Source organism: Glycomyces albidus, assembly GCF_009451885.1.
Taxonomy (GTDB): Bacteria; Actinomycetota; Actinomycetes; order Mycobacteriales; family Micromonosporaceae; genus Glycomyces; species Glycomyces albidus.
Window position 1 is genome coordinate 184,434 of record NZ_WIAO01000001.1, and the last position, 15,800, is coordinate 200,233.

Consider the following 15,800-nt stretch of genomic DNA (forward strand, 5'->3'; position numbering starts at 1 on the left):
TCAGCGGCGGGTGTAGACGACGCCGATCTTGTCGACCTCGGCGCCCGCGCGGCCGTGGAAGCCGGCGATCTGCCAGCCGTCCGGGGCGGTGTAGGTGGTGCAGTCGCCAGTGGCGGTGCCTCCGGCGAGAGTGCGGCCGGTGCTGGTGGTGAAGCGGGCGTAGAAGATCCGTGTGTGCCCGTCGCGTTCGGCGCGGCACAGGTGCAGTGAGACGGGGTACTCGCCGGCGCCGAGCGTCAGCGTGGCGAGCGTGCCGCCGCTGCCGCCGTGGTCGAGGACGGTGCCGTCGGCGAGGGTCAGGCCGATGAGGTCGACGCGGGAGCCGGCGCGCAGCCGCAGGACGGCGGGGTCGTCCTGGGCGTCGAGGTCGTCCACGTCGGTGAAGAAGTCGCCGTGCGGGCCGCCGAACTGGTCGCTCAGGGTGAAGTCGCCGCTGGTGGTCCAGGAGAAGTCGACCGCGATCGGGTAGTGGTCGGAGAGGTTCTCGCCGTCGCCGTCGCGGAAGGCGGCGTGGTCGTTGCGGTAGTCCACGGCGTCCAGGCGGACGTGGTCGCCGGAGCGGTAGAGGACCTTGTCGACCACTTCGCAGGTCGCGTCGACGGTGGCGTCGTCGCAGACGAGCGCCGGGTCGCCGGCGTTCGGGGCGTCGCCGCCGCGGACGAGTTCGACCCAGGCGTCGGTGAGACCGCTGCCGGCGGCGAACGCGGCGATGCCGTCGCCGCGGGTGTAGCGGGTGTTGGTGTCGCCGTAGACGATCACGGCGTTCCCTGCGGAGTGCTCGGCCATGTACGCGGCGACCTGCGCGAGGTTGGCTTCGCGGGCGGCGATGTCGGCGGGCTCGCTGCCGGCGTCGGTATGCAGGTTGTACAGGTCGACCCAGACGCCCTCGGCGAGCCGGGCGCGCATGAACGTGAAGCCCTTGGGGGTCAGGCAGTCCCCGGACCCGGAGGCGCAGTCGTCCCAGGTGACGCGTTCGAAGTCCTCGAACGGGTGGTCCGAGAGGGTGTTCAGTCCGGAGCCGAAGGGCACGCCGCCGCTGGTGGCGGTGCGGTGCGGATGGTCGTCGGCGGCGTACAGCGCGGCGTGGTAGTTGAAGTCCTCCTGGACGTGCACGATGTCGTAGGCGCCCAGGCGGGAGCCGATGATCGGCGTGTTCGTCTCGGGGTCGCCGTCGCCGAGGCCGAGCGGCAGGCCCGCGATGTTGTAGGACAGGACGGAGAGGTCGCCGCTTTGGACGGCGGCCTCCTGGGCCGCGGCGGGCGCGGGCGGGGCGGTGAACGGCAGCGCGGCGGCGGCGAGCGCGGTGAGCGCGGCCAGGCGGAGCGGGGTGCGCATGGGTCTCCAGTCATGGGTGCGGCCGAGGGGGCTCGGCTGATACGACAGCACGACCAGATTGCCCGAAATACACGAAATGCTCAAGACGTCGAAGATAACGCTGTCCCGACGCTTCGTGAAATGCGGACGCACGGGCTTCGGCCGCCGTACCTCCTGCGGCCCTTCAGGAGTCGTCGCGCACACCCCGACCGCCTCGGCTTTATGCGTCGAAGACGGCTTCGGAGCCCTCGACTTCGGGAGCCCGGACCGGGGGTCGGGCCCGGTCCGGAGCCGTGCGACCGGGACCTGAAGCAGCGCACCGGCTCCCCGCACGAGCCGTCGTCGGCGACCGGCAAACCCCAGGCGTGCGTCCCACCGGAGCGGGCCGACCGGCTCGCCGCGCAGGGCGGCGGTCTCACCGGCGGCGCAGCGGCGTGCGGCCGCCCGCTCCCGTCACCGCCCTTCTGCGACCGCCTTGACGCCGGCGAGCCAGGAGTCGACGCCCGCTTGGAGGGCGGCGCTCGGGATGAGTGCGGCGATGACCGGCCCGGCGAGGGTCTCCCTGCACGACAGCCTGGTCTGGCCCTCGTCGGTGCGCTCGGTGCGGTAGACGTGGGTGAAGTTCGCTCCGGCGCTGGTGCTCACGTAGGTGAGGAGCCGTCCGGGTTCGACGGCACCGAATATCGAGGTGATCCGGTTGGGTCCGGCGCTCCATGTGAACGCGCCGCCGGGTCGGGCGGCTTCGTCGGCTTCGACGCTGTGGATGTCGGCGCGGACGGTCGGCCAGCGCTCGACGTCGGCGAGGACGGACCACACCGCCTCCGGTTCGGCGTCGATGAGGATCTCGCCCGCGGCCTGCGTAGGGGCGCGTTCGTCGACGAGGCCGTCGGCGACCGCGTCGAGGAGGGCGTCGAGTCCGGGTCCGGTGTAGAGCGCGGGGCCGAGCGGCGGAGCACCGCCGGCGAGCCAGCCGTCCGGGTCCTCCAGGACCGCGATCCCGGCCGCACCCGGGAGGGTCAGCCCGTCGGGTGCGGGTTCTTCGACGGCGCTCGGCTGCGCGCCGGGAGTGAGGGCGAGGACCGAGCGGCGGCCGTCTTCGCTCCAGCGCAGGATTCTGATGGTGCCCATGGTGTTCCTTTCGTTCCCGTACATCGTACCGTACAACATACGGCAATCGGCCGGGTGTGGCAACTCGCGCGGCATTAGAATCAGGTCGTGGATTCACGATGGCCTGACCCCGGCACTGCGCTGCCGCTGCTGTGGCGGACCGCCGAGCGTCCCAGCCGCGGCAGCGGCCTGACCGTCGGGGCGATCGTGGAGGCGGCCGTGGCGATCGCCGACGCCGACGGGATCGGCGCGGTGACCATGCGCAGCGTCGCCGAGCGGCTCGGCGTGGGCACGATGTCGCTGTACACCCATGTACCCGGCAAGCGCGAGCTGCACGCGCTCATGCTCGACCAGGTGTTCGCCGACGGCGCGGAGGCGCCCGAGGGCGGCCGGGACTGGCGGGAGCGGTGCGCGGCGATCGCGCGGCGGGACCGGGAGCGGTACCTGCGGCACCCGTGGCTGCTGGAGCTGCCGGCCGCGCGGCCGGCGTTCGGGCCGGGCGTGGCCGCGAAGTACGACCGCGATCTGGCCGCCTTGGAGGGGACCGGGTTGAGCGCCGCGGAGATGAATGCGGCCGTGATGGCGCTGACGAGTTTCGTGTACGGCGCGGCGCGGTTCCAGAGCCAGGCCCGGTCGGACGAGCGGGACGGCCGGACCGAGCAGCGGTTCTGGCAGGCGCATGAGCCGTTCCTGCACCTGGTGCTCGATCCCGAGCGGTTCCCGACCGCCCACCGGGTGGCCGAGGCGGCCCGGCGCGAGGGGGACGCCGACCACGACTCGTCGTTCGAGTTCGGCCTCGAGCGGCTCCTGGTCGGCATCGGCGACCTCGTCGCACGCCGCCGCTAGACGGCCCGGCCCAGCCGAGTCCTTTCGACCGCCCGCGGGACCGCCCCGTTCTGCGACACCGCCCGGGGCCTGTCCGGTGAACCGGCCGGGCCGGAGGCGGCCTGGCGCGTTCACTGGACGGGCCCCGGGTGCCGGATCGCTGCGGCTTGCGGGTCCGGGTGCGGTGCTTCGGTTCCGGTCAGCCGGTGCGGCGGCGCCCGGCGAGGGCCAGGATCAGGCCCGAGAGCAGCGCGGTGGAGGCGGCGGCGATGAACCAGGCCGTGGAGGCCCCGGTCACCGGCAGCTTCGGCCCGCCGCCGCCGATCGTCAGGTCGGCGGTGCTGTTCCGCAGGTCCGCGTCGAGGGCGCCGGGGTACTCCTCGTCGCCGAGGGTGACGACCTGGACGGAGCCCTTGTCGGTCGACCGCTTGTCGGTGATCTCCACGGTCAGCCGGTACTCGTGCACCGTTCCGGGGTCGGTGCCGTAGAACAGGCACACGAAGTCGGTCTCGTCCTCGTCGACCGCGGGCATGGAGTCGTTGAGGAAGTCGCTGTCGCCCTCCTCGCAGTGCCAGCCGTCCTCGGGGGCCTCGATGCCGACGAACGCGACGCCGGCGGGCAGGTCGCCGACGAGCGCGTACGAGCCGGGTCCGTCCATGAAGGTCGGTGCCTCGGCCGGGCCGCGGTTCTCGACCGGGATGGTGACGGTGACCTCGTCGCCGTTGCCGCCCTTGAACTTCGCGCCGTCGACGGCGAGGTCGTAGGGCTGCTCGGCGCTCCAGATGTCGATCCGGCCGGTCTCGGGGTCGGCGAAGTCGGACTCGGGCTCGCTCACGGCCTGGAATCCGAGCACGTCATCGGAGCCGTCCCAGGTGACGCCGCCGAACCAGGACTCGAGCGACTCCGCGTCGATCGGGAACACCGCGTAGCTGCACCCGCAGAGGTGGATCGGGCCGGGCGCGGTCGCGGCGACCTCGTAGCGGATCGGTTCGGTGAAGGTGAAGGCGGTGCCGCGCGCGTCCTCGAAGTCGGTGACGGCGCAGACGAGCGCGCCGTGGTCGTCCATGCAGTTGTCCCAGTCGTCCTGGGGTGCGACGAGGCCCTGCGGCAGGTAGTCGGCGGCGAACGCGGACACGACGACGGCGGCCGTGTCGTCCGGGAGCGCCTTGTCCTGGAGGAACTCGGGCCGGACGGCGGCGGCGTCGCCGGGCGCGATGCCGTCGTAGGCGACATGGCTGTGCATGTAGGGGTCTTCGGTGTCGGGGGCGACGACCTCCATGTCCTCGTCGAGGACCAGGACGGTCTCCCCGTCGACGGCGATGGTCACGGTGTACGGGTGGACGCCGAGGTCGGCGCCGGGTTCGGCGGCGTAGAGGTAGCTGAAGTCGACGGTCCGGCCGGCGTCGGGGGCCTCGCAGGCGAGGAGGCCGGTGGCGGCGTCGGGGCTGCAGCCGCCGTACTGGGGGTCGTGGTGCTCCCGGTACACGACGCCCGTGTCGGGGGCGAGCGAGAAGTCCGCGGTGACGTCGTGCGCGCCTTCGGTGAAGTCGTCGCCGAACGCGATGGTGAGCGAGCCGTACCACTCCTCGCCGTCGGCGGTGATGCGGTGGGAGCTCGGGTGGACGACGTCGACGGGGACCGGCGCCTGGGCGGCGGCCGGGTGTGCGAAGGCACCGGCGCCGGCCAGAGCCGCGGCAATGGAGGCGGCGACGGCGCGGCCGGCGCGTGAGGGGTTGCGGTGACGCATGGTTCGATTCCTTTCCGGCCGGGCGGCCGTCTCCCGGCCGCCCGTGGAATGACGGGTTCGATTACTACACGCATCCGCATCGTCACCGGATGCAGTCCGGCGCGGTGTTCTTCGGATCGTTACAGCGCCAGGTCCAGGGCGAGTGTGGCGATCGCCAGGCCGAGGAACGAGAAGGTCCCGACGGTCTCCTTCGGCCAGAAGTCCGCGAGGACGTGGGTGTAGACGGCGCAGGTCCAGAACAGGACCAGGCCGGCCGCGGCGGCGGTGCCGACCAGGGGGAGCCCGGCCAGTCCGGCGAGCAGGCCGATCCCGCCGAGGGCCTTGAGGACGCCGATCGGGAACACCAGCATCGAGTGCGGCACCTTCGCGCCGTCCATGAGCGGCAGGATGACTCTGAGGCGGGCCATGGCGCCGAGCCCGGATCCGAGGTTGGCGAGGCCGCCGACGAGGGCGAGGACGAAGTAGAGGGTCGACATTGGCGTCTCCTTTGCGGTGGCGGTCGGATGGGCGACGCGGTACAGGCCGGTGCGGTGGTGGCGGCACGGCCGAGGCACGCCCGTCGCCCGACGGGTGTCGTGGTCTCGTTCGGTTTCAGCGGAGCCGGGTGAGCTTCTCGGGGTTGGTGACGGCGTAGACGCCGGTGACGGCCCCGTCCTCGGGGCACAGGTCGAGCATGAGGACGCCGACGAGGTGACCGTCGCGGATCATCAGGGCCGACGGGGAGCCGTTGACGGGCCGGAACTCGACCGCGAGCCCTGCGGAGCGGCGGTAGGTGCGGCCGGTCAGGAGGCGGGCGATGCGCTCGGCGCCGTGCAGGGGCCGGGGCCCGGCGGCGGGGGCGAGGCCGCCGCCGTCGCAGGTGAGGACCACCTCGGGGGCCATGAGTCCGATGAGCGACGCGAGGTCGCCGCCGGCGACGGCGTCCATGAACCGCTCGGTGACCTGCCGGTGCAGCGCCGGGTCGACCCGGTGCTTGGGGCGCCGGGACTGGACGTGCGCCCGGGCGCGGTGCGCGGTCTGGCGGACCGAGGCCGGAGTGCGGTCGAGCATCGCGGCGATCTCGTTGTGGCCGTAGCCGAAGACGTCGGCGAGGACGAACACGGCGCGTTCGGCGGGGGTGAGGGATTCCAGGACGACCATGAGCGCCATCGACACCGACTCGGCCAGGACGGCCCGTTCGGCGCCGTCGCCGGCGGACCCGTCGAGTGCGGCGCGGTCGTAGGCGGTGCTGCCGGGTCCGGTCGGGAGCGGTTCGGGCAGCCACGGTCCGATGTAGGTCTCGCGGCGGCGCCTGACCGCGGCCTGCCGCGCGATGGCGGCGTTGATCGCGACGCGCACGAGGTAGGCGCGGGGATGCGCGATCGGCGCGCCGTGCGAGCGGGCCTCCCAGGACAGCCAGGTCTCCTGGAGGACGTCCTCGGTGTCGGCGACGGTGCCGAGCATCGCGTAGACGATGCCGAAGAGCAGCTCGCGGTGGTCGGTGAACACCGCGGTGGCCGAGCCTGCGTCCGCGTCCGGTTCCATTCGTCGCCTCCTCGATCGGCGGGTGGTGTCGCCGATCTGAGAGCGGTGCGGGGCCCGGTTCGTGACAACCGGGCCCGTAATGTGACCGAGACCGCAGGGCCCCGGTCGTGCGGGGCCTACTCGGTCCCGATGTAGATGAGGGACTTGAGCACGTACTTCCCCGGTTCGAGGACGCCCCTGAGCACCGGGAGCACCGTGGCCGGCCAGTACAGGTGGGTGCCGGGCATCGGTTCGATCAGGTCGGCTTCGCGGCCGGTCCCGCTGTCGATGATCTCCGAGCGCAGTCCCTGGCTGGTGACGAGGGCCTTCGCCTCGCCGACCTGGGCGACGTGCCCGGACTTGGGCACGCACCAGCCGCCTTCGCCGGTGTAGAGGAGCCGGCCGGTCTCGATGACGTGGACGCGCGCGTGCCAGCCGTCCACGGCCGCCTCGAGCGAGGTCGTGATCGACACGTCCTCCCACGGCTGCCAGTTGACCGTCAGCACGCCGTTCTCGTCGATCGAGCCCTCGTCGGAGTCCTCGCGGCCGCGCCAGTGCCGGCCGTCCTCGGACAGGAGCAGGGCCCCGTCGGGGACGGCGGCCTCCAGGCCCGGTCCGGGGGTGGCGTGCGAGAACCCCGCCAGCGTGGAGTAGGCGAACTTCGCGTACGCCGCTTGGCCGCCCCGGGCCCACGGGTGCCACGCCTGGCCGTTGAGGCGGGTGACGTGGCCGGCGCGGTCGCGCACGTGGACGGCACGGGCGGCCTTGTGCGGCTCCACCACCGGCGCGGGCGCGACGGCCTCGGCGGTCCAGAAGGGATGCTCGGGGCCGGCGAGCAGCCCGATGAAGACCTTGGAGGCCCACCAGGGCGAGCCGGCGGTCAGGTACTGCTCGACGACCGCGTCGTTGGGGTAGGAGTAGCCCACGGTCAGGCGCCCCTCGGGGTCGAGCATCGGCCGGCGCCACCACCAGTCGAGGTGGCGCCGCGCGTATCCGGCGGCCTCGCCCCACGGCACGGCCTCGACGTTCGCGGCGGCCAGCGCGCCCCACAGGCAGCCCTGCGCGAACCGGTACCCCAGGCTCCGTCCATAGGGGACGGCGGCGCCGTCGGCGGCGAACCAGGACCCGAACCGGCGGGCGAACGCGGTCGCGCTGGGCACGAACCGGTCGTCCCCGGAGAGGCGGTAGTGCAGCAGCGCGTACGTGTGGAACGCGAACGGGTTGTAGTAGTCGACGCGGCCGCCGAAGCCGTCCTCGAACACCGAGTCGCCCAGGAGCATCTCCCCCATGCGCTCCAGGTGCGCGGTCGCGACGGCGCTGTCGTGCTTGACGCCGATGCGGGCCAGGCCGTGGCCGGCGAACACCGGGAAGTAGTGCCAGTTGGTGTCGGCGACCTCGGTCGTGTACGCGGCGGACAGCCAGGCGGCGACGTTGTCCTTCGCCTTGGCCTCCAAGGGCTCCCAGAGCTTCTCGGGTGCCTGGGCCAGGCCCCAGCCGACGGAGGCGGCCTCGACGCAGCGCTGGCTGGTGGCGTTCATGTCGCCGACGTACCAGTCGTCCTCGGGGTCGAGGGCGCGGGCGAGGGCGGCGGCGAGCGGTTCCCAGACGGCGTCGGGGACGTGGTCCTTGGCGGCGGCCAGCCCCCACAGCGGGCGGGTGAGGAGCTCGAACCAGTTCTCGCGGTGGGAGTGGTTGGACATGGTGACGGGCATGGCGCCGGGCCCCTGAGCGGCGAGTTCGACCGCTGGCCGGCCGATCGCCAGCGCGGCGGCGCCCCATCCTGCATGGCTCTGGTCCAACGGTCCGAACAAACGCTGCGGAGAAGTCACGCTGGCAGACGCTATCAACGCGGGTCGGCTCCCGCAACCCCGGCGGGGTATGCGGCGGTATCGGACCCGTGGGTTATTCACAGGTCGAATCGTGTCAAACCGGGGTGGATTCGTCGGAGCGTTCCCAGGACGATGAGTGGCAGTCGCAAGTCGCGCTGGACCGGGAGGGCACGCATGGGAGATCGGTACGAGGCGTTCTGCATGGCGGACCCGTCGTTCTACGACGCGATGCACTCGGAGGCGACGGCCGGCGCTTCGTACGCGGTGGCGGCGCGGCCGCTGCCGGAGGGGTGGCGGTGCTCGGCGAAGGACGACTGGCTGACCGTGCGCCGCGACGAGGCGCCGCTGCCGCTGCAGGGCTGGAAGATCCACGCCTCGGCGACGCTGGACGCGGCCGAACGGGTCCTGGAGGCGGTGTGGGACTACTGCGTGCCGCGCGGGATCCAGTTCAAGTTCCTGCGCTCGCCGGGGGCGTTCCGGGCGCGGGTGTCGAAGTACGCGCCGCGGGGGTTCTCGGGGAAGCTCGTCACGGTCTACCCGGGCGACGACGCCGAGTGCGAGCGGATCCTGACCGAGCTGGGGGCCGAACTCGACGGCGTGCCGGGCCCGTACATCCTCAGCGACCTGCGCTGGGGCTCGGGGCCGCTGCATGTGCGGTACGGGGCGTTCGCCAACCGGTTCACCACGGACGCGACCGGCGCGGTGGTGCCGGCCCTGGAGGACGGCGAGGGGAATCTGGTCGCCGACCGGCGCGACCCGGTGTTCCGGGTCCCGGAGTGGGTCGAGCTGCCGGGGTTCCTCGAACCGCACCTGAAGGCGCGCAACGCGGTCACGGTCACCGACATCCCTTACACGATCGAGCGGGTCCTGCACTTCTCCAACGGCGGCGGCATCTACCTGGCCCGGCACGAGGACGGCAGGCAGGTGGTCCTCAAGGAGGGCCGCCCGCACGCCGGGCTCGACGCGTGGGGCGAGGACGCGGTGCAGCGCGTCGAACGCGAGCACGAGATCCTCTCGCTCCTGGCCGGAGTGCCGGGGATCCCCGAGGTGTACGAGCTGTTCTGGCTCGGGGAGCACCGGTTCATGGCGATGGAGTACATCGAGGGCGAGGTCCTCAGCAAAGCGGTCGTCACCCGCTACCCCCTGGTCGATCCGGCCGCGACGGCCGAGGACTACGCGCGGTTCGCCGACTGGGCCCGGGGCGTGTACGACCGGCTGGCCGCGATCGTCGCGGCCGTCCACGGCCGCGGGATCGCCTACGGGGACCTGCACCTGTTCAACGTCATGGTCCGGCCCGACGGGAGCCCGTGCCTGCTCGACTTCGAGGTGGCCGGGCCGATCGGCTCCGAACGCAAAGCGGGCCTGGGCAACCAGGGCTTCGCCGCGCCCCGGTCGATGGCCGGCGCCGAGGCGGACCGGTACTCCCTCGCCTGCATGAAGCTGGCGCTGTTCCTGCCGATGACGAACCTGCTGGGCCTGCACCGGCTCAAGGCCCGGCACTTCGCCGAGATCATCACCGGGCACTTCCCGGTCCCGGCCGACTGGTTCGACGACGCGCTCGAGCGCATCGCCCCGGCCGCGTTCGCGTACGAGCCGCCCCGCATCGACGCCGATCCCGGCGCGTGGCCGGGCGTGCGCGACGCCATCGCGGCCGCGATCACCGCCGCCGCCACCCCCGACCGGGACGACCGGCTGTTCCCCGGCGACGTCGAGCAGTTCGAGTCCGGCGCCCTCGGCCTGTCCTTCGGCGCCGCCGGCGTCCTGTACGCCCTGGACGCGGCCGGCGCGGGCCGGTTCGAGCAGTACGAGGCGTGGCTGCGCGACCGCGCGACCGCCCCCGCCACGGGCTCGCGCCTCGGCCTCTACGACGGGCTCCTGGGGGCCGCGTTCACTCTGGGCCGCTTCGGGTACGCGCAGGACGCGCTCGACATCGCCGACATCGTCCTGCGCGAAGACTGGGAGACCCTCGGCGGCGACCTGTCCGGCGGCATCGCCGGCATCGGCCTCGGCCTCCTGCACCTCGGTGCGGCGCACGGCGAACCGGACCTGACGGCGGCGGGGCTGCGCTGCGCCGGCATCGTCGCGGACCGGCTCGGCGCGGAGACCGGCACCGCGTCGACCAGCGGCGGCCGCGAACCGTGGGCGGGCCTGATGCGCGGCGGCGCGGGCCGCGCGGTCCTGTTCATGCGCGCCGCCGACGCGACCGGCGACGCCGGCTACCTCGACGCCGCCGAGGCGGCGCTGCGTGCCGACCTCCGCCGGACCGTCGTGCGCGACAACGGCTCCCGCGAGGTCGACGAGGGCTGGCGCACCATGCCGTACCTCGACGCCGGCAGCGTCGGCATCGGTCTCGTGCTGGACGCCTTCGCGTCCCGCCGCCCGGTCGCCGACTTCGCGGCGGCCGCGGAGGGCATCGCGGTCACCGCGTCCTCCCCCATGTACATCCTGCCCGGCCTATTCACCGGCCGGGCCGGGATCCTCCTCTACCTGGCCGCACGCACCCAGACTTCCGCTTCGGAACCCTTGGTGCGCAGGCAGGTCGAGGCGCTCGCTTGGCATGCACTGCCGTACGGCGACGGGATGGCGTTCCCCGGCACCGGGCTGCTGCGGCTGTCGATGGACCTGGCCACCGGCGGTGCGGGCGTCCTGCTCGCCCTCGGCGCCGTCCACGGCGGGCCCGGACTGCCGCTGGTCGACGACGCCCTCGCCCCACAGACGCCCGCGCCGCCGGCGCGGGTCAGCGAAATCATCTCCCGATGAACCGATGAAAGGAAGAAGACATGGCTCTTCTCGATCTGCAAGGCATGGAGAACGAGGTCGCCACGAAGGGCGGCGGGTCCAGCGCGAGCGGGCACTCCTGCCCCAGCAACCTGAGCGCCACGCTGTGCGGGGGCACGAGCGGCCTCTCGGTCCTGCTCTGCCACTAGAACCACCCGCCGCGGCCCCGGACTCGGTCACCGAAGTCCGGGGCCGCGGCCCCGCACGGGACCGGCCGACGCGGCCGCCGGGAACGCACACCGACGCCCGCGACCGAACGCGGAGCTCGATCGCGGGCCAGGAGGGCGGAGGCATCGGACGAGGTCGAACCACCGAGGCAGGTCCCGGACGGCCGTGCACGGCCCTCCCCGGCCCCGCTCACCGCAAGGAGCCGCCCGTGATCGCCGAACCTGCCGCGCCCGAAGGGCCGCTGCGCATTCAGGTCCGTGCCGGCTCCCGGCGCCGGACCGGTCGGCCACCCGCACCCGCGGCTGCGGCCGGCGAACGGAGCCGCACACGACCAGCACCCGGCTGCGCGACCGCACCGCCTTCGACGGGTCACCGGTGTCCACGACGTTGGAACGCCGCTTCCAAGGACGACCCTCCCTGACCGGCACGACTGCCGGCATCCGGTGCGGCGGTCGGCGAACGGGGCCGCACTTGACCAGCACCCGGCTACGCGACCGCACCGCCCTTGTCGACTCATTCGTGTTCACGGCTATGGAGGTCCGCTTCCCCGGTCGACGCAGACTGGTCGGCGCGATCGCCCATCGGCCACCGTCCTCCGTTGCCGGGGGCTGCGGCCGGCGATCGGAGCCGCACATGACTGGCCCCCTGCTGTGCGGTCGCGCCGCGGTGGACCGCCCGCCGGCGCTCACGGCTATGGAACGCCACCACCGTGGCCGGCCTCCACTCACCGATACGGGTCCCGGCCGGCCACCGGCCTCCGGGACTACGGCCTAGGAAAGGAGTCGCCCGTGACCGCTGAAACCGATGCTACGACCGAGGTGCCGCTAACCTTCGGGGCCGTGGTGCGGCAGTCGCGGGCGTGGCTGCCGCTGATCGGGGCCGCCGCGCTGCTCGGGTCACTCGGCATGCTCGCGCTGCCGCTGGCGCTGGCGGCCGCTGTGGACACCGTCGCCGCCGGGCGCGACGCGACCGGGCCGGTCGCCGCAGCCGCGGGGCTCGTCCTGCTCGGCGTCGCCTGCGATCTCGCCGAAGCCGCAGCGGAGACCTCCTGCGCCGCCGGCGCCTCGGCGCGCCTGCGCACCGGACTGGTCCGGCGGATGCTCGCCGCACCACACCGCATCGCGCGGTTCGAACCGGGCGACCTCGTCGCGCGCATGTCCGCGGGCGCGGCCGACGCGGGCCATGCCGGACCGAGCACCGTCGGCGCGATCGCCGCGGCACTGCCTCCGCTGGGAAGCCTGGCAGTCCTGGTCTGGCTCGACTGGCGGCTCGCCGCCGCATTCGCGGCCGGGCTCGCCCTCGTCGCCCTCGTCCTGCGGCTCTTCGCCCGCCAGACCGCGGCCGCAGCGCAGCAGTACCAAGCGGCCCAAGGCGAGATGGCCGCCCGCCTCACCGAGGCGATCGAGGGCAGCCGCACGATCGCCGCCGCCGGGACAACCGGCGCGGAGACCCGACGCGTCCTCGCCGGCCTCCCCGATCTCGCCAGGCACGGCCTCGCGACCTGGAAGGCCCTGTCGGCCGCCGGGGCACGGGCCGCGATCGCCGGTCCACTCGCGACGATCGGCGTCCTCGCCGTCGCCGGGTTCCTCGTCAGCGGCGGCAGCCTCACCGCCGGCGAGCTCCTCGCGGCCGGCCAGTACGCGATGATGGGCGCCGGCCTCGGCTCCCTCACCGGTGTCGTCGCCGCCGTCGCCCGGGCCCGCGCGGCGGTCGCGCGCCTCGCCGACGTCCACGACCTCAGTGCCATGTCATACGGCACCGACGACCTCCCCGCCGGTCCGGGCGGGCTCGAGTTCACCTCCGTGACCGTCCGCGGCGACACCGGCCCGATCCTCCGCGACGTCACCTTCCGCATCCCCGGCGGCGCACTCGCGGCCGTGGTCGGCACCGCGGGCTCGGGGAAGTCGACCCTCGCCGAGACCGCCGTCCGCCTCCGCGACCCCGACAGCGGCACGGTCACGCTCGACGGCCGCCCGCTCCCTGCATTGAGCCGCACCGCACTCCGCACCGCCGCGGGCCTCGCCACCGCCCGCCCCGCCCTCGCCGGCGCGACCCTCGCCGACGCCATGGGCCCGGGCCGGCCCCGGGCCGCGGTCACCGCGGCCGCGACCGCGGTGGGCGCCCACGATTTCGCGGCCCGCCTTCCCGCAACATATGACACACCACTGCCCGAGGTTCCCATGTCGGGCGGCGAAGCCCAGCGGATCGGCCTCGCCCGCGCCTGGCACGCCGAACGGCTGCTGGTCCTCGACGACGCGACCTCCAGCCTGGACGTCCTCAGCGCCCGCCGCATCGAGGACGCGCTCGCGTCGACCGGCCGCACCCGGCTCGCAGTGACCTATGACGCGGCACTGGCCGCCCGCGCCGACCTCGTGGTCTGGCTGCACGAGGGATCGGTCCGCGCGGTCGGACGGCACGAGGCGCTGTGGACCGACCCGGACTACCGGGCGGTGTTCGCCCGATGAAGCGCGAGATCCGCTACGCCGCATCGGGATTGCGACCCCGCGCAGTCGCGGCCCTGCTGGCCTGGTCGGCGCTGGAGGTCCTGCCGACGGCCCTGTTCGGCCTCATGCTCGCCCGCGCGGTCGACGAGGGGTTCCTGGCGGGGCGGCCCTGGACGGGCGCGGCCTGGCTGGGCGGGGTCCTGGTCGCCGCGATCGTGGGCGCCCTGGGGGCGGGGCGCGTGTATGCAGTGCTCGGTGCGGTGGTCGAGCCGTTCCGCGACCGCCTGGTGCGCCGGGTGGTCCACCGCTCGCTGCATCGGGCGGTCGCGGGGCGGCCCGAGATCGGGGCGCTGTCGCTGCTGACCCGGCAGGTCGAGATCGCACGCGACGCGTATGCCGGCATCGTGGTCTCGGTGCGCGGCTGCCTGGTCACGACGGTGGGCGTCGGCGCCGGGCTGCTGGCGCTCGACCCGCGGCTCGCGCTCCTGGTCCTGCCGCCGTTCTTCCTGGGGCTGTTCGCGTTCGCGGCGACGCTCGGTTTCGCTGCCGGCCGCCAGCGGGACGCCGCGGACGCCGACGCGGACTTGACCGACCGCGCCGGCCAGGTGGCCGCGGCCGCCCGGGACCTGGCCGCCTGCGGCGGCGAATCCCAGGGTGAAGCGCTGGCGGCCGAGCCGATCGCGGCCCTGGCGAAGGCGGAACGGGCCCTCGCGGCGGCCGCCGCCCTCCGCACGCTCTGCTTCGCCGTCGGCGGCTGGCTTCCGCTGCTCATCCTCCTGGCCGCCGCCACGTGGCTGCTCGACCGGGGCGTCACCGCCGGGGCCCTCACCGGCGCCCTCCTTTACGTCCTCACCGGGCTCCAACCGGCCCTCGCCTCCCTGATCTCCGGCCTCGGCACCAGCGGTCTGCGCCTCTACATCGCCCTGACGCGCATCCTCCCGGCCTTGTCGCACCCCGAGAGCACCATCGAACCGGGGGCGACACCGAACCAGAACACCACTCACCTTGACCGGCCTCGCACCCCCGACCCGACCGCACCGTCGGACCCCCAGGGCACTATCGAAACGGGGGCGCCAGACAATCCGACGCCTGCTCGCATCCACGCCTCCCAGGCCGCCGGTCCGGCCGAGCAGCCAGGCCGGCAGGTCACTCCCGAAGCGGAGACGGCACCGAAACCGAGCAATGGCCATCTTCGGCTGCGACCCAAGGTGTCGGACCTCTCCAGCATGATGGCAACGGGAAGCCCCCCGGGCACCCGAGTTGAAGGCAGCGGGCTGGCGGATTCCGATCGCTCGACGTCCGCTTCGGCCGCCGGGCGCCCAGTCGGCCCCCGGAGCGCACCGGCCCCGGTCCTCGCGGCGCACGGCCTGACCTTCGCGTACGGCCCGCACTCCGCGCCGGCCGTCGAGGATCTCGAGCTCGCGATCCAGGCCGGCGATCACCTGGCGGTCGTCGGGCCCAGCGGCATCGGCAAGTCGACACTCGCGGCACTCCTGTGTGGACTCATCCGCCCCGACCGCGGCACGGTCGCCTACGCCGGTGCCGACGCCGCGCGGCTGTCGCCGCGCGCGCTCGCCCGCCGTCGCGTACTGCTGCCGCAGGGCGGGTACGTCTTCACCGGGACCGTCCGCGCGAATCTCGCCTACCTCGATCCGACCGCCGCTGACGAGGCGATCACCGCCGCGGCGGCGGCGGTCGGCGCCGACGGGCTCGTCGACCGGCTCGGCGGTCTCGGCGCCGCGGTGGAACCGCGCAGCCTCTCCAACGGCGAACGCCAGCTCCTCGCCCTCGCGCGGGCGTACCTGTCGCCCGCGCCGCTCGCGATCCTCGACGAGGCCACCTGCCATCTCGACCCGGCCGCCGAGGAGCGGGCCGAGCGGGCGTTCGCCGAACGCGGCACGCTCGTGGTGATCGCGCACCGTCCGTCGTCCGCCCTGCGCGCCGAGCGGGTCCTGGTCCTCGACGGCGGCACCGCCGTCCAAGGCGACCGCGAACTGCTCCAAGGCATCTCGCCGCTGTTCCGTGAACTCGTCGCCCAAGGATCCGGGACGCCGGCGGCGACCTCGTAGCAGAACCGGGGCGGCC

The 15,800-nt window shown here is 73.8% G+C and carries 11 protein-coding genes; 5 read left to right on the forward strand and 6 right to left on the reverse strand.

The window, feature by feature from the left end:
• Both GFD30_RS00920 and GFD30_RS00925 read right to left on the reverse strand, forming a co-directional pair.
• Window positions 1-1,335, reverse strand: coding sequence for a jacalin-like lectin (locus GFD30_RS00920; protein ID WP_153023333.1), 1,335 nt, complete (start codon window positions 1,333-1,335; stop codon window positions 1-3).
• Between the two features lie 432 nt (window positions 1,336-1,767).
• Window positions 1,768-2,442 carry an SRPBCC family protein gene (locus GFD30_RS00925; protein ID WP_194201803.1) on the reverse strand — a complete coding sequence of 225 codons (675 nt, stop codon included), beginning with the start codon at window positions 2,440-2,442 and terminating at the stop codon, window positions 1,768-1,770.
• Window positions 2,443-2,529: 87 nt separating this feature from the next.
• Between GFD30_RS00925 and GFD30_RS00930 the strand changes: the two genes are divergently transcribed.
• Complete coding sequence (locus GFD30_RS00930; RefSeq protein ID WP_322632800.1) at window positions 2,530-3,267, forward strand: TetR/AcrR family transcriptional regulator C-terminal domain-containing protein; 738 nt, start codon at window positions 2,530-2,532, stop codon at window positions 3,265-3,267.
• A 178-nt stretch (window positions 3,268-3,445) separates the two neighbouring features.
• Here the strand turns inward: GFD30_RS00930 and GFD30_RS00935 are convergent, their stop codons facing one another.
• The 4 genes from GFD30_RS00935 to GFD30_RS00950 form a co-directional block, all read right to left on the reverse strand.
• The gene (locus tag GFD30_RS00935) at window positions 3,446-4,993 is read right to left on the reverse strand and encodes a hypothetical protein (RefSeq protein ID WP_153023335.1); all 1,548 of its coding nucleotides are present in this window, start codon (window positions 4,991-4,993) and stop codon (window positions 3,446-3,448) included.
• A gap of 119 nt (window positions 4,994-5,112) precedes the next feature.
• Window positions 5,113-5,469: a DoxX family protein gene (locus GFD30_RS00940; protein WP_153023336.1), complete on the reverse strand. Its 357-nt coding sequence runs from the start codon at window positions 5,467-5,469 to the stop codon at window positions 5,113-5,115.
• Between the two features lie 115 nt (window positions 5,470-5,584).
• The gene (locus tag GFD30_RS00945; RefSeq protein ID WP_153023337.1) at window positions 5,585-6,517 is read right to left on the reverse strand and encodes a sigma-70 family RNA polymerase sigma factor; all 933 of its coding nucleotides are present in this window, start codon (window positions 6,515-6,517) and stop codon (window positions 5,585-5,587) included.
• Window positions 6,518-6,633: 116 nt separating this feature from the next.
• Window positions 6,634-8,295: a DUF2264 domain-containing protein gene (locus GFD30_RS00950; protein WP_194201804.1), complete on the reverse strand. Its 1,662-nt coding sequence runs from the start codon at window positions 8,293-8,295 to the stop codon at window positions 6,634-6,636.
• Between the two features lie 204 nt (window positions 8,296-8,499).
• Here GFD30_RS00950 and lanKC point away from each other — a divergent pair, with 204 nt between their 5' ends.
• The 4 genes from lanKC to GFD30_RS26565 all read left to right on the forward strand — a co-directional run bounded on the left by lanKC (window position 8,500) and on the right by GFD30_RS26565 (window position 15,784).
• Entirely contained in the window at window positions 8,500-11,085 is a 2,586-nt protein-coding gene (gene lanKC / locus GFD30_RS00955) for a class III lanthionine synthetase LanKC (RefSeq protein ID WP_153023339.1), read from the forward strand.
• A gap of 20 nt (window positions 11,086-11,105) precedes the next feature.
• Window positions 11,106-11,252, forward strand: coding sequence for a SapB/AmfS family lanthipeptide (locus GFD30_RS00960; RefSeq protein ID WP_153023340.1), 147 nt, complete (start codon window positions 11,106-11,108; stop codon window positions 11,250-11,252).
• A gap of 807 nt (window positions 11,253-12,059) precedes the next feature.
• Window positions 12,060-13,736 (forward strand): ABC transporter ATP-binding protein, encoded by a 1,677-nt coding sequence (locus tag GFD30_RS00965; protein WP_322632801.1) that lies wholly within the window; start codon window positions 12,060-12,062, stop codon window positions 13,734-13,736.
• Window positions 13,733-15,784 carry an ATP-binding cassette domain-containing protein gene (locus GFD30_RS26565; protein WP_227995698.1) on the forward strand — a complete coding sequence of 684 codons (2,052 nt, stop codon included), beginning with the start codon at window positions 13,733-13,735 and terminating at the stop codon, window positions 15,782-15,784. Before GFD30_RS00965 ends, GFD30_RS26565 begins: the two co-directional genes overlap by 4 nt.
• The last annotated feature ends 16 nt before the right edge of the window (window positions 15,785-15,800 follow it).

Bases quoted from the DNA above. Each gene is read 5' to 3' on its own strand.
- GFD30_RS00920 (WP_153023333.1), bottom strand. From the start codon at position 1,335: ATGCGCACCCCGCTCCGCCTGGCCGCGCTCACCGCGCTCGCCGCCGCC.
- GFD30_RS00925 (WP_194201803.1), bottom strand. From the start codon at position 2,442: ATGGGCACCATCAGAATCCTGCGCTGGAGCGAAGACGGCCGCCGCTCG.
- GFD30_RS00935 (WP_153023335.1), bottom strand. From the start codon at position 4,993: ATGCGTCACCGCAACCCCTCACGCGCCGGCCGCGCCGTCGCCGCCTCC.
- GFD30_RS00940 (WP_153023336.1), bottom strand. From the start codon at position 5,469: ATGTCGACCCTCTACTTCGTCCTCGCCCTCGTCGGCGGCCTCGCCAAC.
- GFD30_RS00945 (WP_153023337.1), bottom strand. From the start codon at position 6,517: ATGGAACCGGACGCGGACGCAGGCTCGGCCACCGCGGTGTTCACCGAC.
- lanKC (WP_153023339.1), top strand. From the start codon at position 8,500: ATGGGAGATCGGTACGAGGCGTTCTGCATGGCGGACCCGTCGTTCTAC.
- GFD30_RS00960 (WP_153023340.1), top strand. From the start codon at position 11,106: ATGGCTCTTCTCGATCTGCAAGGCATGGAGAACGAGGTCGCCACGAAG.
- GFD30_RS26565 (WP_227995698.1), top strand. From the start codon at position 13,733: ATGAAGCGCGAGATCCGCTACGCCGCATCGGGATTGCGACCCCGCGCA.